The organism is Micromonospora cremea (genome assembly GCF_900143515.1).
GTDB lineage: Bacteria > Actinomycetota > Actinomycetes > Mycobacteriales > Micromonosporaceae > Micromonospora > Micromonospora cremea.
The window spans coordinates 2751111-2771121 of sequence record NZ_FSQT01000001.1; the positions used below are offsets into that span (position 1 = coordinate 2751111).

At 70.0% G+C, this 20011-nt stretch carries 20 protein-coding genes; 13 read left to right on the forward strand and 7 right to left on the reverse strand.

The genetic code is table 11. The features are described from left to right. Positions 1-2: 2 nt before the first annotated feature. Positions 3-1148, forward strand: coding sequence for an RNA polymerase sigma factor (locus BUS84_RS12625; protein ID WP_074311582.1), 1146 nt, complete (start codon positions 3-5; stop codon positions 1146-1148). Here BUS84_RS12625 and BUS84_RS12630 read toward each other — a convergent pair. Continuing rightward, positions 1126-2121, reverse strand: coding sequence for an NADP-dependent oxidoreductase (locus tag BUS84_RS12630; RefSeq protein ID WP_074311584.1), 996 nt, complete (start codon positions 2119-2121; stop codon positions 1126-1128). The two genes, BUS84_RS12625 and BUS84_RS12630, sit on opposite strands and share 23 nt — an antisense overlap. 101 nt (positions 2122-2222) lie before the next feature. Between BUS84_RS12630 and BUS84_RS12635 the strand changes: the two genes are divergently transcribed. Beyond that, positions 2223-2786: a TetR/AcrR family transcriptional regulator gene (locus BUS84_RS12635; RefSeq protein WP_074312569.1), complete on the forward strand. Its 564-nt coding sequence runs from the start codon at positions 2223-2225 to the stop codon at positions 2784-2786. 129 nt (positions 2787-2915) lie between these two features. Then, on the forward strand, positions 2916-3629 hold the full coding sequence (locus BUS84_RS12640) for a hypothetical protein (RefSeq protein ID WP_074311586.1): 714 nt from the start codon (positions 2916-2918) through the stop codon (positions 3627-3629). Between the two features lie 63 nt (positions 3630-3692). On the opposite strand, the gene BUS84_RS12645 is transcribed toward BUS84_RS12640, so the two are convergent. Together BUS84_RS12645 and BUS84_RS12650 are read right to left on the reverse strand one after the other, a co-directional pair. Continuing rightward, entirely contained in the window at positions 3693-4112 is a 420-nt protein-coding gene (locus BUS84_RS12645) for an OsmC family protein (RefSeq protein WP_244298500.1), read from the reverse strand. Between the two features lie 86 nt (positions 4113-4198). Beyond that, the gene (locus tag BUS84_RS12650; RefSeq protein ID WP_244298501.1) at positions 4199-4558 is read right to left on the reverse strand and encodes a VOC family protein; all 360 of its coding nucleotides are present in this window, start codon (positions 4556-4558) and stop codon (positions 4199-4201) included. Between the two features lie 231 nt (positions 4559-4789). Between BUS84_RS12650 and BUS84_RS12655 the strand changes: the two genes are divergently transcribed. The 3 genes from BUS84_RS12655 (at position 4790) to BUS84_RS12665 (ending at position 8252) form a co-directional block, all read left to right on the forward strand. Next, on the forward strand, positions 4790-5179 hold the full coding sequence (locus BUS84_RS12655; protein WP_208869595.1) for a hypothetical protein: 390 nt from the start codon (positions 4790-4792) through the stop codon (positions 5177-5179). Between the two features lie 84 nt (positions 5180-5263). Continuing rightward, a complete protein-coding gene (locus BUS84_RS12660; RefSeq protein WP_084757371.1) occupies positions 5264-6775 on the forward strand; it encodes a pyridoxal phosphate-dependent decarboxylase family protein in 1512 nt (503 codons plus the stop codon). 313 nt (positions 6776-7088) lie between these two features. Beyond that, a complete protein-coding gene (locus BUS84_RS12665) occupies positions 7089-8252 on the forward strand; it encodes an FUSC family protein (RefSeq protein ID WP_244298502.1) in 1164 nt (387 codons plus the stop codon). A gap of 26 nt (positions 8253-8278) precedes the next feature. Here the strand turns inward: BUS84_RS12665 and BUS84_RS12670 are convergent, their stop codons facing one another. Next, entirely contained in the window at positions 8279-8911 is a 633-nt protein-coding gene (locus BUS84_RS12670) for a TetR/AcrR family transcriptional regulator (RefSeq protein ID WP_074311592.1), read from the reverse strand. A gap of 138 nt (positions 8912-9049) precedes the next feature. Here BUS84_RS12670 and BUS84_RS12675 point away from each other — a divergent pair, with 138 nt between their 5' ends. The 5 genes from BUS84_RS12675 to mhpA are packed head-to-tail and all read left to right on the forward strand — an operon-like array spanning position 9050 to position 14886. Beyond that, complete coding sequence (locus BUS84_RS12675; protein WP_074311594.1) at positions 9050-10183, forward strand: VOC family protein; 1134 nt, start codon at positions 9050-9052, stop codon at positions 10181-10183. Then, entirely contained in the window at positions 10180-11118 is a 939-nt protein-coding gene (locus tag BUS84_RS12680; RefSeq protein ID WP_074311596.1) for a fumarylacetoacetate hydrolase family protein, read from the forward strand. The genes BUS84_RS12675 and BUS84_RS12680 overlap by 4 nt, the downstream gene beginning before the upstream one ends. After that, on the forward strand, positions 11115-12998 hold the full coding sequence (locus BUS84_RS12685) for an acyl-CoA synthetase (protein WP_074311598.1): 1884 nt from the start codon (positions 11115-11117) through the stop codon (positions 12996-12998). The genes BUS84_RS12680 and BUS84_RS12685 overlap by 4 nt, the downstream gene beginning before the upstream one ends. Further along, on the forward strand, positions 12995-13351 hold the full coding sequence (locus BUS84_RS12690; protein ID WP_074311600.1) for a DoxX family protein: 357 nt from the start codon (positions 12995-12997) through the stop codon (positions 13349-13351). The genes BUS84_RS12685 and BUS84_RS12690 overlap by 4 nt, the downstream gene beginning before the upstream one ends. Further along, the gene (mhpA, locus tag BUS84_RS12695) at positions 13348-14886 is read left to right on the forward strand and encodes a bifunctional 3-(3-hydroxy-phenyl)propionate/3-hydroxycinnamic acid hydroxylase MhpA (protein ID WP_074311602.1); all 1539 of its coding nucleotides are present in this window, start codon (positions 13348-13350) and stop codon (positions 14884-14886) included. Before BUS84_RS12690 ends, mhpA begins: the two co-directional genes overlap by 4 nt. A gap of 230 nt (positions 14887-15116) precedes the next feature. Here mhpA and BUS84_RS12700 read toward each other — a convergent pair whose 3' ends face one another. The 3 genes from BUS84_RS12700 to BUS84_RS12710 form a co-directional block, all read right to left on the reverse strand. Then, positions 15117-16286 carry a hypothetical protein gene (locus BUS84_RS12700; protein WP_074311604.1) on the reverse strand — a complete coding sequence of 390 codons (1170 nt, stop codon included), beginning with the start codon at positions 16284-16286 and terminating at the stop codon, positions 15117-15119. Then, positions 16283-16798, reverse strand: coding sequence for a SigE family RNA polymerase sigma factor (locus BUS84_RS12705; protein WP_074311606.1), 516 nt, complete (start codon positions 16796-16798; stop codon positions 16283-16285). Before BUS84_RS12705 ends, BUS84_RS12700 begins: the two co-directional genes overlap by 4 nt. A 97-nt stretch (positions 16799-16895) precedes the next feature. Further along, positions 16896-17870 carry a GlxA family transcriptional regulator gene (locus tag BUS84_RS12710; protein WP_244298503.1) on the reverse strand — a complete coding sequence of 325 codons (975 nt, stop codon included), beginning with the start codon at positions 17868-17870 and terminating at the stop codon, positions 16896-16898. Positions 17871-18116: 246 nt separating this feature from the next. Here BUS84_RS12710 and BUS84_RS12715 point away from each other — a divergent pair, with 246 nt between their 5' ends. Both BUS84_RS12715 and BUS84_RS12720 read left to right on the forward strand, forming a co-directional pair. Then, positions 18117-18992, forward strand: a complete 876-nt coding sequence (locus BUS84_RS12715) for an HD domain-containing protein (RefSeq protein WP_244298504.1) — start codon at positions 18117-18119, stop codon at positions 18990-18992. Between the two features lie 128 nt (positions 18993-19120). Beyond that, a complete protein-coding gene (locus tag BUS84_RS12720; RefSeq protein WP_280175131.1) occupies positions 19121-19999 on the forward strand; it encodes an NADP-dependent oxidoreductase in 879 nt (292 codons plus the stop codon). The last annotated feature ends 12 nt before the right edge of the window (positions 20000-20011 follow it).

The following is a 20011-nucleotide window of genomic DNA, read 5'->3' on the forward strand; positions in this document are numbered from 1 at the left end:
TGATGGACGAGGCACTGCTCCGGAGCCTCACGCCGAGCGTGCTCACCGTCCTCGTCCGCCGCGGAGCCGACTTCGCGGCGGGCGAGGACGCCGTGCAGGACGCGCTGGTCGAGGCGGTCCGGGTCTGGCCGGCCGATCCGCCGCGGGACCCGAAGGGCTGGCTGGTCACCGTGGCCTGGCGCAAGTTCCTCGACGCGACGCGGGCGGACGCCGCCCGCCGCCGGCGTGAGGACCTCGTCGACGAGGAGCCGGCGCCCGGGCCGGCGCCCGCGGTGGACGACACGCTCCAGCTCTACTTCCTGTGCGCCCACCCGTCGCTGACGCCGTCGTCCGCGGTCGCGCTCACGCTGCGCGCCGTCGGCGGGCTGACCACCCGCCAGATCGCCCAGGCCTACCTGGTGCCCGAGGCGACCATGGCGCAGCGCATCAGCCGGGCCAAGCGCACAGTCTCCGGCGTACGGTTCGACCAGCCCGGCGACGTCGCCACCGTGCTGCGCGTCCTCTATTTGGTCTTCAACGAGGGCTACTCCGGCGACGTCGACCTCGCCGCCGAAGCCATCCGGCTCACCCGGCAACTCGCGGCCGCGATCGACCACCCCGAGGTGGCGGGGCTGCTCGCCCTCATGCTGCTCCACCACGCCCGCCGGGCCACCCGGACCGCGCCCGACGGCAGCCTGGTGCCGCTCGCCGAACAGGACCGCGGCCGATGGGACACCAGGTCGATCGCCGAGGGCGTCGAGATCCTGCAGGCGGCCCTCGCCCGCGACCGGCTGGGCGAGTTCCAGGCCCAGGCCGCCATCGCGGCCCTGCACGCTGACGCACCCACCGCCGAGGAGACCGACTGGGTGCAGATCGTCGAGTGGTACGACGAGCTCGCACGCCTGACCGACAACCCGGTCGTCCGGCTCAACCGCGCAGTGGCCGTCGGCGAGGCCGACGGACCGCGCGCCGGTCTGGCGGCGCTCGCGGCGCTGAACGACGCGTTCCCCCGTCACACGGCGGTGGCGGCGTACCTCCACGAACGCGACGGCGATCTGGACAGGGCGGCACGGCTGTACGTCGAGGCGGCCAAGAAGGCCCCGAACCTTGCCGAGCGCGACCACCTGACGCGCCAGGCCGCCCGGCTCAACGCCCGCCGGTGTCGCTGACGGGCGCCTGCCTCCTGGGTTCATCGTCATGTGCCTGCCTGTCGTCGCTGACGATGAGGGCGATCTTGCCTCGACGGGAGCCTTCACCTGCGGCGGTGTGCGCGGCGGCAGCTTGGTCGAGGGGAAACACTGTCTCGATCGGCATCCGGAAGCGGCCCTCAACGAACAGTGCCGCTGCCTCGGCAAGGCCGTGGCGTCCGTCGGGTTCGCCCCCGAGCTGTCCCGTCGAGATGCGGACGCTGTGCCGGGCCGCGGCGAAGTCGGCGAGGGTCACCACCTTCGCGGGGGCGCCGGTGATCTCGATCAGTTCCGGAAGCGAGCCCGCCCCGGCGATGTCGAGTGCGCGGTCGACCTTGGTCACGCCGAGTGCGGCGATGCGGTGTTGAAGGCCCGGGCCGTACGTGGTCGGGGTCGCGCCCAGCTCGGTCATGAAGGCGTGGTTGTCGGACCGTCCGGTCCCGATGACGTGTGCGCCGCGTGCGGCGGCGAGTTGAACGGCGGCACTGCCGACACCGCCGGCGGCGCCGTCGATGACGATGCTCATTCCTTCGCGGAGGTCGAGGAGGTTGAGGGCCCGGGTGGCGGTTTCGATGCTTGATCCTGCGGCTCCGGCTTGTGCCCACGGCATCGCGGCGGGCTTGTGGGTCCAGAGCCGCAATACCGCGAATTCGGCGTGGGCGCCGCCGAGCCGGGCGACGTTCACGGTGCCGAACACTTCGTCGCCCGGGGCGACGGCCGTGACACCTGGACCGACCACGTCGACAACTCCGGCCGCGTCGACGCCCGGAATGTGCGGTAGCGACAGTCGCGTGCTCATCGGGGTGGTCCCGGACCGGAGGCCGAGATCAACGGGCGAGACTCCGCCTGCTCGCACCCGCACGCGGATCTCGCCGGCCCTGGGGGTTGGCGTGTCGGCGCTACCGACCTGGAGAACCTCGGGGCCGCCGAACTGGTGGAACTGAAGGGCGAACACTGCTTCCTTTCCGGGCCGGAGGATCCGGCTCCGCAGTACCGTAACGACTAAGCGGAGCAGGTGTTCCACATGCGGGCGAAGTGAGAAAGCAGGGGTACCGGATGTCTCGGATCGAGCGCTCAGACGCTCGGGCGAACCGTGAACGCGTCGTGACCGCGGCGCGCGGCGCGTTCGCCGAGGGTGGGCTCGAGGTACCCGTCCGGGAGGTGGCTCGCCGTTCGGGTGTTGGTATCGCGACTGTCTACCGGCATTTCCCGACGCGGGCGGACCTCGTCACGGCGGTGCTCTCCGAGCGGGTCGCTGTGTGCAGTGCCGAGATGCGCCAGGCGATGGCAGATCCTGATCCGTGGGGGGCGCTCTCCGGCACCATTCTGCGGTTCGCGGACCGGCAGATACAGGACCGCGGGCTCAACGAGGCGCTGCTCGGATCGCACGAAGCCGGACTCGCGTTCAGACGGGAGCGGAAAGAGCATTCAGCCGCCCTCGAAACGCTCGTCGGACGGGCACACGCTGCGGGAGTCCTCCGCGAAGGTGTCGCGGTCGAAGACGTCCGAGTCGGCCTTGTGGCGATCGCTTCCTTTCGGGCGCTGCCGCCTGAAAGGAGAGCTGTACTGATTCGAAGGCTGGGCAAACTACTGCTAGCGGGTCTCCGCGCTTCGAACTGATGCCGTGTGGCCTCCGGTACCGGTGCAGGCGGCTGACAGAGGTCGCACAGCCACCCCATCGCCATACGAGGGGGGCCCGACGCACTAACATTGCCGCGGTCCGGGACGGCTCTGCTGAAACGAGGCAAAATGCGTTGGCTGCGGCGGTTGCTGGGCGGTGGGCGGGTCCAGCTCGATCCGGGGCGGCAGCAGGCGCTGCTACGGGAGGTCCAGCACCGGTACGGCGCCCACGCGCAGATCCGGTTTCCCGAGCAGGTCGAGGCGGTCACCGGGATGCTGAACGGCGACGACGGCCTGGTGGTGGCAGCCCGGATCGTGAGCCAGGTCGCCGACGAGGCCCACGTGGACCTACAGGCCCAGGCCCACGAGTTTCACCGACGTACGGGCAGGCGGCTCCTGGTGCACCGCCGGAACTACCGGCCGCTGTGGTCGGAGGCCGGCCCGGCCCTGCGGTGGCCACTGTTCGCGTTGCCGTGCGGCTTCCACCCATACGCGCAGGTGGCCGCCGCCGTCGCGGTGGTCGGCAGCCGGGCGCCCCGGCTCCACCGGGTGACCGACCCGAACCCGCTCCTGACCCGCGTGTTCGAGGTGCTCGACCTCACCACCGCCGGCTGGGAGTACGGCCGGGTGCGGGTGGACACCGACGCCGCCGCCCTGGCCGATCGACTGATCTCGACCGCCGGGCAGGTCCTCGCAGCCATGGACGACCCGCCCCGGCTGCCACCTGCGGTCCGTGAGCTGATGCGCCGCAACAACACCCTCGGCGTGCACGATCCGACCGGCCCTCGGGCGGTAGGCGGGATCAATCTTGGCGCGACGATGCGGGAGCGTCTCCTGGTCTGAAGACGCCACGCCCGGACCGGCTGCCCGAGGGTTGGTCGAACGCCTCGCCGCCGCCCGGAGACCTCAGTCCCCGGTGGGCCCGGCAGTCTCGACGATCGAGACGGGAGTGCCCAGTTCGACGGTACGGGAGACGGTGCAGAGCCGTTCGTGCGACTGCTGCAGCGACCGGGGCAGCGCCTCGCGCGCCCTGTCGCCGTCCGCGCCCGCCGGAAACGTCACGGTGAACTCGACCCTCAGGTTCTGCATCCGGTTTCCTCCGGCCTCGTCCCGGATCTTGTCGCCGGTGACTTCGACGGAGAACTGGGTCGGCTCCGCGCGGCGGCTGGTGATGTGGTCCACGTCTATCGCGGTGCAACCACCGATGGCAGCCAGAAGCAGTTCCACCGGCGTAAAGCTGGCGCCCTCGCCCGCGCCCATCGACATCTCTCCGCCGCGGACGTTCCGCGCGACGTAGTTCCCCATGCTGGTCCGCTCGATCTCCACCGAGCGGAAGGTGTCATCACTCATGACAGGAAACTACCCAGGCCACCTGGCCCTTGAGCCACCGACCCGGCCGGCCCATCCTGGAATCAGACGTCGGCTTCGAGGGCGAAGGTGTTGCCGTCCGGATCCTGGAACCACGCGATACGTCCACCACCGGCCCGAGCGGTGATCCCCTTGGCGTCGTGCTCGAACTGGTCGTAGCGGGTGAACTCGACGCCGGACGAGGTGAGCTCGTCGACGATCTGGTCGATGTCGTCGACGTACCACGTCGCCAGTGTCGCCGAGGTCTTCCCGGCAGTGGCCGACTGGTACACGTTCAGCGCCGGCCCGCCACCTGAACCATAGACGCGGCTGCCGTCGGCGATGGTGGCGCTGGGGCCGGACCGCAGCACCTGTAGGCCCAGTTTGCCTTCGTAGAACGCGACCGCCTCTCGGATGTCGGACACGGCGATCGAAGTTCTGAGGTGGTACCTGTTCAAGGGCATGAACCACCTTCCCACGCGAGCAGTGGGCCTGCGGCCTTGACCTTGACGCTGCGTCAACCCTCCATGCTGCTGTCATGAGCATTCCGCCAACAACTGATCAGGTCGAGCGGCCCGCGATACACGTGCAGGGCCTGGAGAAGTCGTTCAAGCATTTGAAGGTGTCGGCTCCGGGAGATCGGGACGTCATAGCGGATGGTGGAGGCTGAGCGGGACGGGTGGATCCTGGTTGCGGCGCGCTGGCCCGATCGCATCATCGAGTGGATGCCCGGGAAAATCGCCCAGCTCGATGACCCGCAGGTCGTCCGGCTCTATCGGGTGCTGTCGGAGATCTTCGAGAGTGACGCAGACGACGACCCGCGCCTGGCGGAAGCCGCCGACATCATGGCCTGCCTGGCAGAGCAGGCATACGCCTCCGGCGAGATCAACCTTGGCGAGGAGGCTTACGACGATCTCCCGCATGACCTGCTGGACGCGCTTGCCGTCGAGTCCGACCCGCGGGTGGAGCGGCTGCTGGAGCTGATGCGCGAGCGTGGCTGGTCCGGTTGGAACCGAATGGAGCGGCTGGCGGAGCCGCCCGACTAACCTCCGGGCGGCGTTCCACACCTGGATGTCGACTACCGAGGCGGGCGCGGCAAGCGCGAACACCGGGACACTATCCTCCCGGCCATGACTTCGATCTCACCAGATCGGCGCGGTTTCGACTCCGCCCTGGACCCCTCGGCGGAGCAGATCCGGGACATGGTTGCCCACGCTGTCGACTGGGTCGCCGCCTACCACGACTCCGTCCGTGACCTGCCCATAGCCCCGCGAACCTCCGCCGCCGGGCTGAAGGATCTGCTCGCCGAGCCACTGCCCGTCGAGGGCCGGGACTTCGCCGACCTGCTCAGGGTCTTTCGTGAGGTGGTCGTACCCGGCACCCGGCACAACGGGCACCCCCGCTTCTTCGGGTATGTCTCGGCCCCGGGTACCGCCGTCGCCGCGGTGGCCGACTTACTCGCGTCGACGCTGAACGCGAACCTCACCGCGTGGCGTTCGGCACCGGCTCCCGCCGAGCTGGAACACGTGGTCATCGACTGGATCAAGGAGGCCCTCGGCTGCGACCCGGGCGCCGGTGGCCTGCTCACGAGTGGCGGCTCGATGGCCAACTTCACCGCCCTCGCCGCCGCCCGACACCGCCACTGCGGCGACACGGTCGCCACCCACGGCATGGCCGCCCACCCGGCGCCGCTGCGCGTCTACGCGTCCACCGAGACCCACCACTCGATCCACAAGGCCGCCGCGCTGCTCGGCATAGGGCGGACCAACGTCCGCGAGATCCAGGTGGACGCTCACTTCCGGATGGACGTCGACGCCCTCGTCCGCACCATCGAGGAAGACCGGATCGCCGGGGCGGAACCATTCTGCGTCGTGGCGAACGCGGGCACCGTCGTCACCGGCGCGGTCGACCCGCTCGCCGACATAGCGGCGGTCGCCCGGGGGTACGGGCTGTGGATGCACGTCGACGCTTGCTATGGCGGCTTCGCGCGGCTCGCCCCCTCGACCCGTCCGCTCTTCGACGGCTTGTCGGAGGCCGACTCGATCGCCCTCGACCCACACAAATGGCTCTACCTGCCCGCAGACTGCGGATGCCTCATCTACCGCGACCCCGAGGCGGCACGGCCCGCCTTCAGCTTGGACGCCGACTACACCAGGGTCATGCAGACCGAACCGGCCGAGGCCTTCGCCTTCTGGGACTACGGCCCGGACCTTTCTCGGCGTTTCCGGGCGCTCAAGGTCTGGATGACGCTGGCGCACGCCGGGTCGCGAGCGGTCGGCGACGCGATCGAGAGCAACATCGACTGCGCCCGTCACCTGGCCGAGCTCATCGACGGCAGCGACGACTTCGAGTTGCTCGCGCCGGTCGAACTCTCCATCTTCTGCTTCCGCTACCTGCCGCCGAGCGCACAAGCCGGCTCGCGGTCGCAGACCGATGAGGAGCAACTCGACCGCCTCAACGAACGAATCATGGCGGTACTGCAGCAAGGCGGCAGCTCGTACCTGTCGAACGCGACCATCAACGGTCGCTTCGCGCTGCGCGGCTGCGTGCTCAATTACCGCACCACCCGACACGACATGCAGATCCTGCTCGACGACGTACGCCGCGCTGCCGAGCAGGTGGCCGAGGAGACACACCCTTGACCGTCGGCGGTCGGCGTATACGGGCCTGATGGTGGCGCATGTGCGAGTCCGGCACGTGGGTGAGCGAGGTTCACGTGCGGTGGTGCCGCCTTCCTGGGTTCCGGAGGGGCGGCAGACGCCACCAGGGCCACCACAACAGACCTCCATCGAGGTCGACCGGGCGCTCGACGAGGAAGTGTGTTCGCGGGCGACCTAGCGCGCTGGAGGGCCTGGACGCGGAACTGGACGAGTGGCACCCTCGCCAGTTCCGCGGCAGAGCCGACCATGACCATGAGCAGGCGGTTTATGCCGGCCCGGTGGGGTAATTCTCGCCATGGCTGCTGACCGGAGGGATGTCTCCCGTCCCGACGCCGCTGCCGGCTTTGCCAGAGGTACGGCGGCGAAGGCTCGGCGTCGCGCTGGCGAGGCGGGACGGCTGAGGCTGCGGCTGTTCTCCGTCATCCTGCTCGTCGCCGCTCAGTGCGGGCTCGCTGCGGCCTTGTCCTGGGGTTTGGCGCACCACATTCTCGACCGCCCTTCGCCGATCTTCGCGCCGAGCGCGGCCGTCGGGACGATCGTCGCAGCCCTTGGGCAGCGCGCCCGACGCACCGCGGAACTGATGCTCGGCGTGGGGGTCGGCCTGGTGGTCAGTGACCTCCTGGTGCGGATCCTCGGCTTCGGGCTCTGGCAGATCGGCCTGGTGGTTGCGCTGGCCATCGCCGTCGCCCTGCTGGCGAGCGGGCACAGCGGAGCGCTGGTTGCCCAGGCCGGCGGCACGGCCGTGCTGATCGCCACGTTCGCCCAGGTCGAGCGGGGCCTCCAGTGGGCGCGGATCGTCGACGCCGCCGTGGGGGGCGTCATCGCCCTGGCGGTGGTCGCGCTCCTGCTACCCATCAATCCGATGCGCATCCTCGAGCGCGCCACCGCACCGGTCGCCGAAACCCTGCGCACGCAACTGCGGGAGGTGGCCCACGCACTGACGGAGGGTGATCGGGACCGGGCGATGCGCGCACTGGATCAGCTGAGTGCCATGGATCCCGACCTGGAACGCATGCACGAGGCCCTGGGCGGCGCGGAGGAGGTCACGGTGATTGCCCCGGCGCGCTGGCAACGCCGTCTCGATGTCGAGCACTACCAGGCCGGTATCCCGCACATCGATCGGGTGAGCCTTGAGGCCCGCGAGCTGGCCCGGTGGGCGGTGACCACGCTGGAGTACGACGAACCGGTGCCGGAGGAACTCCCGGCAGCCGTGGAGAGACTCGCCGAGGCGGTGCTCCTGCTCAGGCGGGAGGCGGGGGCAGGTCGACCCTTCGACCAGACGTACGAGGCGGTGTTGGACGGCGCGCGACTGGCCGGCCAGGCTTACCGCAACGGGCGTAAGCCGTACTCCGACGCCATGGTGATCCAGCTACGCACGATGGCCAGCGACCTGCTCCGCGCGACCGGCTACGAGCCGGAGACTGCGAACCGGATCGTGCGCGAGGCCAGCACGGTCTAGATCGTCCGACGGGCGATGCGCCCCTCTCAGAACCGGGGCAGCGGGCGCTGACAGATCTCGCGGGCGTCCTCTGGCGGAAGTCCGAGCATCCGCAGCACGTCCTCGGTGACCTGATCGGTGGCCGTGGCGTCGTCACGCTCAGGGTGGTCATGCAGCAGTTGCCCGAGGCACAGCGCGGCGCCGGCCACGGTCACCATCGCCAACTCCGGGTCGCGTACGCCGAACCGCCCCGCACGCACGCCGTCTTCGATGTCGCGACGGGCTCGCGGCGCCAGGCCCTTGGCCGAGCCGGCCAGGGCCAGGCCGGTGTTGAGCAGGACCTTGCTCAGCTCGGGTTGTCGGCGGTGAAGGCGTCCGGTCAGCCGGAAGCTCTGCGCGAACACGTGGGCAGGGTCGTCCAGGCCGACTGTCAGCTCGTCGAGCAGGGCGCCGTAGCGATCGAGGGCGTCCTCGACCGCCGCCCCGATGAGCTGCTCCCGGCTGTCGAAGTGGTTGTAGAACGACCCCATCCCCACGTCGGCGGCCTGGGTGAGTTCGAGGATCGGAACGTTCGGCTTGCCGGCGGCGATGAAGGTCTGGGCGGCGCGTACGAGCGCCGATCGGGTGTGCGCCTTCCGCCGTTCCAGCCGGTTGGGGGCGTGCCTGGTCTGCTGCGCCATGCCTGCGTGCTCCTCTCTCCCGCCTCGGCCTGCACCACCTTAACCCAGTCGGAACTCAGTGATGACGAAATCGTCATACGCCCTTGACTGCCGCTACTCTCGTAAGTGACGATTTCGTCAACTTGGAGGGAGCGGGACATGATCGAGCAACACGACCCGCACACCGGTCTGCACAGCGAGCAGGGCGCTCTGCCGGGCGAGCACCCGGGCAGGGCCCGCAACCCGGTAGTGAAGGTGCACGACCTCGCCTGGCTGGAGTTCGAAAAGCCCGATCTCGAACGCGCTGAGTTGTTCGGCTGGGCCTTCGGCTTCACGACGTCGTTGCGTACCGCCGACGAGCTGCACCTGAGGGGCACGGACCCGGGTTCGCCCTGCGTGCTCATCCGCCGGGGCCACCGGTCACGGTTCATCGGCCCCGCCTTCCAAGCCGCCGAGCCGGAGGACGTGCTGCGGCTCGCGGATGCGACCGGCACGGCGATCGCCCCGCTGCCGGAGAGCCTGGGCGGGTTGACGGTGGATCTGGTCGACCCGAGCGGGGCGCGGGTGCGCGTGGTCGCGGACACGCACGAGCTTCCCGCGCTGCCCACGGAGGCGCCCCTGGCATTCAACGTCGGGCACGACGTGACGCGAGTGAACGCCGTCCAGCGGCCACCGCGGCAGCCCGCCAAGGTGCAGCGCCTCGGTCACGTCGTGCTGCAGACGACCCGGTACTTGCAGACCCTCAACTGGTATCTCGAGCACCTTGGCCTGATCGTCAGCGACTTTCTCTACCACCAGGGGCAGCGCGAGCGCGGCCCGACCATGAGCTTCATCCGCTGCGACCGCGGCAGCACGCCCACCGACCATCACACGCTCGCGATGACCCTCGGCCCGGCCGACCGGTACGTGCACTCGGCCTTCCAGGTCCCGGACCTCGACTCACTGGCCGCCGGCGGGGAGTACCTGCTCGACCGGGGCTACCAGCGGTCCTGGGGCATCGGCCGGCACATTCAGGGCAGCCAGATCTTCGACTACTGGCGCGACCCGGAGGACTTCCTGGTCGAGCATTTCACCGACGGCGACCTGTTCGACTGCACGCTCGAGTCCGGCTGGGCTCCGATGAGCGCCTCTGGCCTCGCCCAGTGGGGTCCGCCCGCCACCAAGGACTTTCTCGGCATGAGACCCGGCCGGGAATCGCTTCGCGAGCTGCGCGCGGTCATCGGCGCGCTGCGCGAGAACAACGAATTCGACCTCCACCGCCTGCGCGGCCTGATGAAAGCGTTCACCTCATGAGCACCTCCGTCCTGCGCACCGCCGACGCCTGGTGGGTGCTCACCCCCACCGGCGCCGCCAGGGTGCACACCAGCGCCACCACCACCAGCGAGCTGCTGGCCGACCGACCGGCGATCCTCACGGCCGCGACGAGCAGCGACACCGTTCCCGTGGACGACCTTGCGCTGGTCTCCCCCGTGACGGCGCCCTGCCGCGTCGTCGCCCAGATGACCAACTTCGCCTCGCACGTCAAGGACACCAACGGCAACCCGGCCGCCGTCCCTCTGACGTTCTTCCGCAAGACCTCCGGCTCGATCAGCGGCCCGTTCGCCGACGTGGTCCGCCCCGCCCACGTGCGTCTGCTCGACTACGAGGTGGAGATCGGCCTGATCTTCGGCCGCGAGATGCCGGTCGGCACGACCGTCACCGACGACAACCTCGCCGACTACGTCGCGGGCCTGGTGGTCACCAACGACATCTCGGCACGCGACGTGCAGCTGCCCAAGACCCAGTTCTACGAGGGCAAGTCCTACCCGACCTTCACCCCGGTCGGCCCCGCGCTGGTGCTGCTCGACGCCGAGGAGCTCAAGCGGTTCATCGACCTCCGGCTGCAGCTGTGGGTCAACGGCGAGCTCCGGCAGGACATGACGGTCGGCGACATGATCTACCGCCCGGCCCAGGCGCTGCGGGCGCTGACCCGCTTCCAGCGTGTTGACCCCGGCGATCTGCTGCTGACCGGCACGCCGGTCGGGACGGCCCTGAGCGCACCGCCGAAGCCCGTCGAGATCCTCGCCTCACTGCTGCCGCCCGCGCTGAAGTGGAAGATGTTCTTCCAGGGACAGGCCCGCAACCCCAGGTACCTCAAGGACGGCGATGTCGTCGAGGCGACCGTCGCCACCGACGACGGCGCGATCGATCTGGGTCGGCAGCGCACGGTCGTGAGGTACGCCCGATGACTGGACCCCTGCTGTGGCCGGACTACGCCACACCCACCGACCTGGCCGCGATCGAGGCCGTGCCGCTGGAGGCGCGAGGGCTGCCCGAATCGACGTACGCGCTGCTGTCGCGGGCGGCGACGCTCTGGCCGGACCGCGCGGCCAGCACCGTCCTGCCGGACGCCGCCCGCTGGCGGGAGCCACTGCGCCGTACCTTCGCCGAACTCCTGGCCGACGTCCACCGGGTTGCGAACCTGTTCCACGACCTCGGGGTGCGGCGGAATGACGCCGTCGCCCTGATGTCGCCCAACTGCCCCGAGCTCATCACCGCGACGCTGGCCGCACAGCTCGCCGGGATCGCGGCGCCCCTGGGCGCCGGACTGTCGCGGCAGCACCTCGGCGAGCTTCTCCGCCGCTCCGGCGCCCGGGTGCTGGTCACGGCCGGGCCCGAGCTCGCGCCGGACATGTGGGACAGCGTGCCGGCGCTCGCCCGCAACGGCCTGCTCGACGCGATCCTCGTGCTGCGGCCCACCGGGGCGTCCGGCACGCCCCACCGGCTGCCGGCCGTCAGCGGTGTACGCGTCGGCTACCTCGGCGAGCTTGCCGCAGCGAAGGACCCGTCCGCCTTCGGCGGTGAGCTGCCCCGATCCGCCGACCTGGCCGCGATGTTCCACACCGGTGGCACCACTGGCGCGCCGAAGCTGGCCGCGCACACGCACACCAACGAGGTCACCGACGCGTGGATGCTGGCCGCCAGCTCCCTGTTCGACGAGCGAACCGTGGTCTTCGCCGCTCTCCCGCTGTTTCACGTGAACGCCCTCGTCGTCACCCTGCTGGCGCCCCTGTTCGAGGGACAGACCGTGGTGTGGGCCGGCCCATCGGGCTACCGCGACCCCGCACTGTTCGGCGAGTTCTGGAAGATCGTCGAGCACTACCGGATCGGCGCCATGAGCGCGGTGCCCACCGTGTACGCCGTACTGGCGCAGGTCCCGATCGACGCCGATATCAGCAGTCTGCGATTTCCGCTGGTGGGGGCCTCGCCGCTGCCCACCGCGGTCCGGGACACCTTTCAGGCCCGCACCGGGATAAGCCTGGTCGAGGGCTACGGCCTTACCGAGGCGACGTGCGCGAGCGCACGTACCTCCCCCGAGTCGTCGCGGCCGGGCTCGGTCGGACAGCGCCTGCCCTACCAGCGGGTGCGGGTGGTCGCCGCTGACGGCACGTGGGAAGACCGACCCGTCGGCGCGACCGGCGTGCTGGCGATCAGCGGCCCGACAGTCTTCCCCGGCTACGTCACAAACCGTGACGAGAACGGCCCCGTCCTCGACGGACTCGGCAAGCTCGTCGACGGCTGGCTGGACACCGGGGACCTCGCGCGCGTTGACGAGGACGGCTTCGTCTATCTCGCCGGCCGGGCCAAGGACCTCATCATCCGCGGCGGACACAACATCGACCCCGCCATCATCGAGGACACGCTCCTGGCCCACCCGCAGGTCACCGCGGCCAGCGCGGTCGGACGCCCCGACGTCCACGCCGGCGAGGTGCCCGTCGCCTACGTCACCCTCATGCCCGACGCCACCGTGTCGGAGAACGACCTGCGCGACTGGGCAAGCGACCGGGTGCCCGACCGCACGGCCGCGCCCAAGACCGTGACGGTCCTCGACGAGCTGCCCGTCACCGCCGTGGGCAAGCTGTACAAGCTCGCGCTACGGAAGGACGCTGCCCGTGCGGAACTCCGTGCCGCGCTCGACACCATCGCCGGAGTACGGGACATCGAGGCCGCGATCGCGGGCGGCTCCATCGTCGCCACTGTGAAAATTCATCCCTCTGCCCAGGAGGAGACCGTCAAGGCGGTCCTTGGCCGGTATGCCATTGAATGGCGATTGGTGGTTGTGTCATGACGCTCGCTGCGGCGATCCTCGCGGTGCTGCTCGCGCTGATCTTCTCTGCCCTGGGCACGGCCAAGATCCTGGCCCTGCAACCGATGCGTGCGCTGGCCGTGGAGGCCGGATTTTCCGTCGCGGCCTATCGCCGCATCGGCCTGCTGGAGGTCACCGCGGTGATCGGGCTGCTCATCGGCCTGTTCCAGCCGCTGATTGGCATTCTCGCTGGCGCCGGGCTGCTCTTTCTGCTCGGTGGAGCCCTGGTCGTGCACCTGCGCAAGGGAGACGGCCTTCGCAAGTACGCCCTGGCCGTCGTCTGCGGAATCCTGGTCGCCACGTACCTCGTTCTTCGGGTCCTGGCGGCACAATGAGCGTCGTTCCGGTAGTGGTCGTCGGCGCAGGCCCCACCGGGCTCACCACCGCGACGCTGCTCGCGCAGCACGGCGTCGAGTGCCTGATCCTCGATCGCTGGGAGTCGGCCTATCCCCTGCCTCGCGCCGTCGCCCTCGACGACGAGGTCCACCGCATTCTGGCGCGCCTCGGGCTCCTGGACGAGTTCGCCGCCATCGCCAGGCCGCACCGGGGCCTTCGACTCATCGACCGCAGGATGCGGGTGCTGGCCGAGTTCCAGCGCGACGTGGCGCCGGGCCGGCACGGCTACCCCCAGGGGAGCATGTTTGACCAGCCGGAGCTGGAGGAGATCCTCCGACGGAATCTCACGAGGTACGGCAGCGCCACCCTGCGCGGCAGCACCGAGGTCACGGCGCTGACCCAGGACGCACACGGTGTACGGCTCGACGTCACCGACACGGTCACCGGCGAGCACCAAGTCGTCCGCGCGGCGTACGTCCTCGGTTGCGACGGCGCCAACAGCCTGACGAGGGCCACGATCGGCGCCAGCATGCAGGACCTGGGGTTCACGCAACGTTGGCTCGTCGTGGATGTGGTCACCAAGGCCGAACTCGGCCAGTGGGAAGGCGTGCACCAGCTCTCCGACCCGGCCCGCGCCGGCACCTACATGCGGGTCGGAAAGACCCGCTACCGCTGGGAGTTCCGGCTGACGCCCGGTGAAACCGCGGACGACTTTCGCGACATGACCCGGCTGCATCCGCTGATCTCGCGATGGACGGGGAACATCCCCATCGGGAAACTGGAGATGGTCCGTGCGGCCGAATACATCTTTCGCGCGCAGATCGCCGACCACTGGCGCGACCGCCGGGTGTTCCTGCTCGGCGACGCCGCCCACCTCACCCCGCCGTTCATCGGCCAGGGAATGGGTGCCGGGCTGCGCGACGCGATGAACCTCGCCTGGAAACTCGCCAGCGTGCTCGACGGGTCCCTGCCCGAGACCGTGCTCGACACCTACCAGATCGAACGCAAGCACCACACCCGCGCCATGATCAGGCTGGCGAAGGTGATCGGCGCCGCGATGACGGCCGGCGGCAGAGTGGGCGACATCATCCGCCGCGCGGTGGCGCCACGGCTGCATCTTGTGCCTGGCCTCACGGCCCTGGCCACCGACAGTGAGACACCCGCGCTTCGCCGGTCCGCTCTGGTGCTGCGGCCACGTCTGCGCCGCACCCTCGCGGGTCGACTCTGCCCGAACGCCATCCTCGACGGTGAGCGCCGCCTCGACGACGTGGCCGCAGGGCGCTTCGCGATCGTCACGTCCACCGAGCCGCCCGCCACCCTGCAAACAGACATCGAGCAATGCGGAGCAGTGTTCGTCACTGCGCAGCCCGGAAGCGACCTACACCGATGGCTGAGAAGCGGCGGCGCCCACGCAGCCGTCGTCCGCCCGGACGGCACCGTCCTCAGTGCCGGCCACGACCTTTCCGCGCTCGTTGCCATCCTGTCCGGCCTCAAAGAAGGCCTCTCCCGCCCCACGACCAACGCCGGTGGGTAGCCGTCAGACATCAGCTCCACCTCACAGACCGGCCGGACCGGCCCCGGACGACGACCAGCCACCAGCGCCGCTTCGCGGTGACGAGCCGACCGATCCTGACCGCTCGGAGCTGCGAATATTCGCCCACCCCAGGCGGGACCAGACGTACTCGATTCCCGGCCGCCGCAGCCGACACCAGTCGTTCTCTCGGGGTGCCGGCGTCAGCGGCAGATGGACCGGGCCCGCGACCTTTAGCGGCGGCAGCGCCACACCAGCGGCCGGTACACCTGGTTCTCGTAGACGGCACCGACCACGGTCAGACCGTCGTCGCTGATCCCGTTGGCCGTGTACGTGCCCGCCTCGGTCGCCCGGACCTCGGGCCGGCCCGGCAACCGGCGGGACGTGCCGTCCGGGGCGACGACCAGCGGCGCACCGTCGGCGACCAGCAGGTCGCCGTTTCCGGCGATCCCGGCCGCCCCCGGGAACGGCAGCAGGCTCACCGCTCCGGTCGTGAGATTCCAACGTACCGGCAGCATCTGCGTGGCACCGCCCTCCTGGCGGCCGGGAACCATGCCGATCGCCCATTCGCCGTGCGCCGAGTCGACCGAGGCGCGCGGGTAGCCGTCGGGCACCGCCAGCGCCGCCCCGGTGCCCTGCGGCGTCCACCGGTAGGGCAGTTGGCCCATCGCGCCGACGACCGTGCCGTCCTCGGTGATCCCGGTCGCGACGGATCCGGGCTGGCCGACCAGCCGGTGCTCCTGCGGACGGTCCGCCGACCACAGCACGGCGTGGTGCGAGTCGCCGGCTCCCCTGGCGGTGCCGGCGATGTCCCCCCGACCGTTGATCGCGTGCACGAGGACCGCGTCGTAGCCGCGCGGGGTGGCCAGGAACCGCAGCTTCCCATTCCGGTAGACCCAGCCGGTGCCGTCGCCGTTGGTGCCGACCACGATGCCGCCGGCGTTGACCGCGGCCGCGTGCCGCGCGGCGGCCGGCAGGACGCCTGCCTGGCCGTCGGTCCACAGCACGACCCGACCGTCCTCCTGCCCGGTGCCGATGTCGCCGACGATGTACCGCCCGGTGGGATCGACGCCGTTCGCCACCGCGACCGGACCGCCGATCGGCTGCGGCAGCCACGACGCCTCGCAGGTGACCGGCGGGCGTGGGGCGGTCGACACGGTTCCGTCCGGTGACGCCGCGATGGCCGGCGTGGTCGGAGCCGGCCGGCTGGCGGCCCCGCTGAGCTGGACGGCGCCCACGGCGCCGAGCCCGGCCATCACCGTCACCGCAGCGATCCCGCCGACTCGGCGGCGCTGGCGGCGACGCCGGCCGTCGCGGACCGCGCGGCCCACGTCGACCCGCGGCTCGGGAACCGGCGCCGATTGCAGCAGTGCGGCGATCCGCTGGTCGTCCAACGTGGTCATCTCGGACCCCTCCCGGACATCTCGGTGACGTCGAGCACCTGGCGAACCGCCGCCAGCGCCCGAGCCGTCTGCGACTTCACGTTGCCTTCGGAGCAGCCCATCGCGGCGGCCGTGTCGGCCAGCGACAGGTCGCACAGGAACCGCAGGACCAGTACGGTGCGCTGGCCGCGGGGAAGGTGGGCGAGCGCGGCGACCAGGCTGTCCCGCTCGGCCACCTCGTCGTGCGGCGTGACCGGCGAACGCTCCGGCTCCGGCATCGACCCCAGCAGCCGGACCTTCGCCCAGCTCAACCGCTTCTCGTCGACGAGCTTGTGGACCAGCATCCGGTGCACGTACGCGTCGACGTTGTCGGCCCGGCTGACCCGGCGCCAGTTCACGTACAGCGCCGTGATCGTCTGCTGCACCACGTCGTCGGCCAGATGGGCGTCGCCGCACATCAGAAACGCGGTCCGATGCAGGCTCCGCAGTCGCGCGGAGACGTACTCCACGAACTCACGCTCGGCATCCACCATCCAGGCTCCCCTCCTCCGCACACCCGACGGGTCCGGACGACCGTCAGGTTGCGTCAACGCCGAAGTTCGGCGAGATGCCTGAACCGCAACCTGGGCTTTAGCCCGCGTTGGCGCGGCGGGCCGTGCTGAACCGGCGTTGGTAGGCGGCGGGGCTGATCGACATCTTCCTGGCGAAAACCCGTCGCATGCTTTCGTAGCTGGGGAACCCGGCGAGGCTCGCGGCCTGCGTCGCGGTGTGTCCCTGGTCGAGCAGCGCCCTGGCCAGGTCGAATCGGATGTTCTCCACGTAGCGGGCCGGTGTCGTGGACAGCTCGTCGTGAAAAAGCCGGGTGAGGTGCCGAGTGCTCACGTTGAGGTGTTTCGCTAGTTCACCGAGGGAGTGGTCCCCGCGGGGGTTCGCCGTCACCAGGTCGGTGATTGTGCGGAGAGCCGGCGAGCGGGGAGGCGGTCCTTGCAGCGGTGCCGAGAACTGGGACTGGCCGCCCGCACGCTGCATGTACACCACCAGGGCGCGTGCAACGTCGCGCGCCAGGTCGGGCCCGTGGTCCTCTTCGACGAGAGCGAGCGCCAGGTCGATACCGGCCGTCACCCCTGCCGACGTGTACGTGGTGCCATCGCGAACGTAGATCGCGTCGGGCTCGACGCGGCACGTCGGATACCGGGCGGCAAGCTCGTGCGCGACCTGCCAGTGCGTGGTCGCGCGCTTGCCGTCGAGGACTCCAGCGGCAGCGAGGACGAACGCCCCAGTGCAGACCGACGCGACCCGGCCGGCCACAGCCGCCGGTATCCGTGCGGCGTCCGCCAGATCGGCGGGAACACGGGCGCGCGGATAGAGGTCGGACCCGGCCACCAATAGCGTGTCGAAAGCCGGCTCCGAGGAGACGGCGCCCTCCACCGCGATCCGGACCCCGAGGTTCGACGTGACGTCCGCACCGGTCGGCGACAGCAGCACGATCCGGTAGTCGGCACCGAACCGGTTCGCCTCCTTGAACACCTCCGCGGGACCGGCGATGTCCAGCAACGTCACGCTGTCGTAGACGAAGATCGCGACGCGATGGGGGCCAGCGTGCACCACTCCCGTCCCTTCGGAGCCGGAACCGCGCCGTGAGCGACCGGAACCCCGCGGCACTGACCGCCCTTGGGCTACCGAAACAGGGGGCATGGACACCGTTTATTGGTAGCACGCCATTACCGGAAATGACGGGGATCCTCTTGCGCGGTAGCTCACATCACGACTATTGCAGGTGAACGAACTCTCCGTGATCTCCGGCTGATTACGTGCAAGGGTCTGTTCAAGAAACGCTTGGGGCCGTTTCAAATGCTGGTGTACGAAATCCTCGTGCCGCAACCGATGCCCGGTGCGTTGACGGACGACGGCAAGTGGGAGGCCAGGCGCTGGCCCCGGCGGCGGGACGTGGTGGAGCACACGACTGCGATGCCGTCCGGTCCGGATATGAGTGATTCCTGGCCGGACGAAGGCGGCGCCGTACGACGATCGGTGGGCAGCATGAAGGTCGGACAGGATTCGCACCCACTTCCCAGAAGGTCAGAGATCATGCCAGAGGTCATCGCGGGGTTGGAGATTCCTGAGACAGCGGCGGTCGCCGAAGCGACCAGGCGCATCCAGGAGATGACCAGCCCCCTCATCTACCACCACTCCCGGCGGGTCTTCTTTTTCGGCCTGATTCACGCTCAGAAGCTTGGCGTGGAACCGGACCCGGAGCTGCTCTATCTGGCGGCCATGTTCCACGACACCGGCCTCCGGAATCCCTTTTCCGCCGTCGAGCAGCGCTTCGAAGTCGATGGCGCGGACCACGCGCGCAAGTTCCTCCTGGACCGGGGTTTCTCGACGGCCGCCGCCGAGACCGTTTGGACGGCGATCGCGCTGCACACCACGCCGGGCGTCGCCGACCGGATGGCCCCGGAAATCGCGACCACGTACCTCGGTGTCCTGACCGACGTGATCGGCCTCGGCCTGGACGGACTGGACCGCGATCAGCTGGACGAGATCCTCGCCGTTCATCCACGAGGGGACTTCAAGAACGAGTTTCTGCGAGCCCAGGTCGACGGGATGAAGAACCGCCCCGAAACCACGAACGGCACCGTGAACTCCGACCTGCTCGAGCACTTCATCCCCGGCTTCCGGCGCGTGACGACGGTCGAGCGCATCGTTGGTTCGCCGTGGCCGAGCTGACCGGTCACCGGCGCTGAGCCCCCAACAACCACCCCGTACCGATCAGCATTATTGGAAAGGATTCGAGTATGCGAGCGATCACCGTGCGAGACCGCGACGCGGGTGTCAGCGGGCTCAGCCTGACCGACATGCCGTACCCCCACGCTGCGGAGAACGACGTCATCGTGCGCGTGCACGCCGCAGGCTTCACCCCCGGAGAGCTCGACTGGCCGGGAACGTGGACCGATCGCGCCGGTCGAGACCGGACACCCACCATCCCCGGGCACGAGCTGTCCGGAGTTGTGGTCGAGCTCGGCTACGGAACCACCGGCCTCACCGTGGGCCAGCGGGTGTTCGGACTGACCGACTGGGCCCGCAACGGATCCCTGGCCGAATACACCGCGGTGGAGGCTCGCAACCTCGCCCCCCTCGCGGCCGACATCGACCACACCGTGGCCGCCGCGCTGCCCATCTCCGGGCTGACCGCATGGCAGGGACTGTTCGACCATGCCCACCTCACCACCGGCCAGACCGTCCTCATTCACGGCGCCGCGGGCGGCGTGGGCTCGATCGCCGTTCAACTCGCGCGGGAGGTGGGCGCCCGCGTGATCGGCACCGGCCGAGCCGACGACCGTGACGTCGCGCTCAGCCTCGGCGCGCAGACCTTCCTCGACCTGGACGCCGACGACCTGCAGCAGGTCGGCGAGGTGGACGTGGTGTTCGACGTCATCGGCCGCGACATCCTCGAGCGATCGACCGAACTGGTGCGCCCGGGCGGCACCCTCGTCACCATCGCCGCGCCACCTACCGTGCAGCCCAGGGACGGGCGAGCCATCTTCTTCGTCGTCGAACCTGATCGCGCCCGGCTGGCCGACCTCGCCCAGCGCCTCCGGACCAGACGGCTCAACCCCATCGTCGGCGCCGTGCGGCCGCTTTCCGAAACGGCCTCCGCGTTCGCCCGCCGCCGCCGCACGTCCGGCAAGACGATCATTCAGGTCGCGGACGAACAAGGAACGCAGCACTCGTGATCAGTGTGCGGA

Bases quoted from the DNA above. Each gene is read 5' to 3' on its own strand.
- BUS84_RS12705 (WP_074311606.1), bottom strand. From the start codon at position 16,798: ATGGTGGATGCCGAGCGTGAGTTCGTGGAGTACGTCTCCGCGCGACTG.
- BUS84_RS12680 (WP_074311596.1), top strand. From the start codon at position 10,180: ATGAGCACCTCCGTCCTGCGCACCGCCGACGCCTGGTGGGTGCTCACC.
- BUS84_RS12635 (WP_074312569.1), top strand. From the start codon at position 2,223: ATGTCTCGGATCGAGCGCTCAGACGCTCGGGCGAACCGTGAACGCGTC.
- BUS84_RS12715 (WP_244298504.1), top strand. From the start codon at position 18,117: ATGCTGGTGTACGAAATCCTCGTGCCGCAACCGATGCCCGGTGCGTTG.
- BUS84_RS12665 (WP_244298502.1), top strand. From the start codon at position 7,089: ATGGCTGCTGACCGGAGGGATGTCTCCCGTCCCGACGCCGCTGCCGGC.
- BUS84_RS12675 (WP_074311594.1), top strand. From the start codon at position 9,050: ATGATCGAGCAACACGACCCGCACACCGGTCTGCACAGCGAGCAGGGC.
- BUS84_RS12690 (WP_074311600.1), top strand. From the start codon at position 12,995: ATGACGCTCGCTGCGGCGATCCTCGCGGTGCTGCTCGCGCTGATCTTC.
- BUS84_RS12655 (WP_208869595.1), top strand. From the start codon at position 4,790: ATGGTGGAGGCTGAGCGGGACGGGTGGATCCTGGTTGCGGCGCGCTGG.
- BUS84_RS12670 (WP_074311592.1), bottom strand. From the start codon at position 8,911: ATGGCGCAGCAGACCAGGCACGCCCCCAACCGGCTGGAACGGCGGAAG.
- BUS84_RS12720 (WP_280175131.1), top strand. From the start codon at position 19,121: ATGCCGTACCCCCACGCTGCGGAGAACGACGTCATCGTGCGCGTGCAC.
- BUS84_RS12660 (WP_084757371.1), top strand. From the start codon at position 5,264: ATGACTTCGATCTCACCAGATCGGCGCGGTTTCGACTCCGCCCTGGAC.
- BUS84_RS12685 (WP_074311598.1), top strand. From the start codon at position 11,115: ATGACTGGACCCCTGCTGTGGCCGGACTACGCCACACCCACCGACCTG.
- mhpA (WP_074311602.1), top strand. From the start codon at position 13,348: ATGAGCGTCGTTCCGGTAGTGGTCGTCGGCGCAGGCCCCACCGGGCTC.
- BUS84_RS12700 (WP_074311604.1), bottom strand. From the start codon at position 16,286: ATGACCACGTTGGACGACCAGCGGATCGCCGCACTGCTGCAATCGGCG.
- BUS84_RS12625 (WP_074311582.1), top strand. From the start codon at position 3: ATGGACGAGGCACTGCTCCGGAGCCTCACGCCGAGCGTGCTCACCGTC.
- BUS84_RS12640 (WP_074311586.1), top strand. From the start codon at position 2,916: ATGCGTTGGCTGCGGCGGTTGCTGGGCGGTGGGCGGGTCCAGCTCGAT.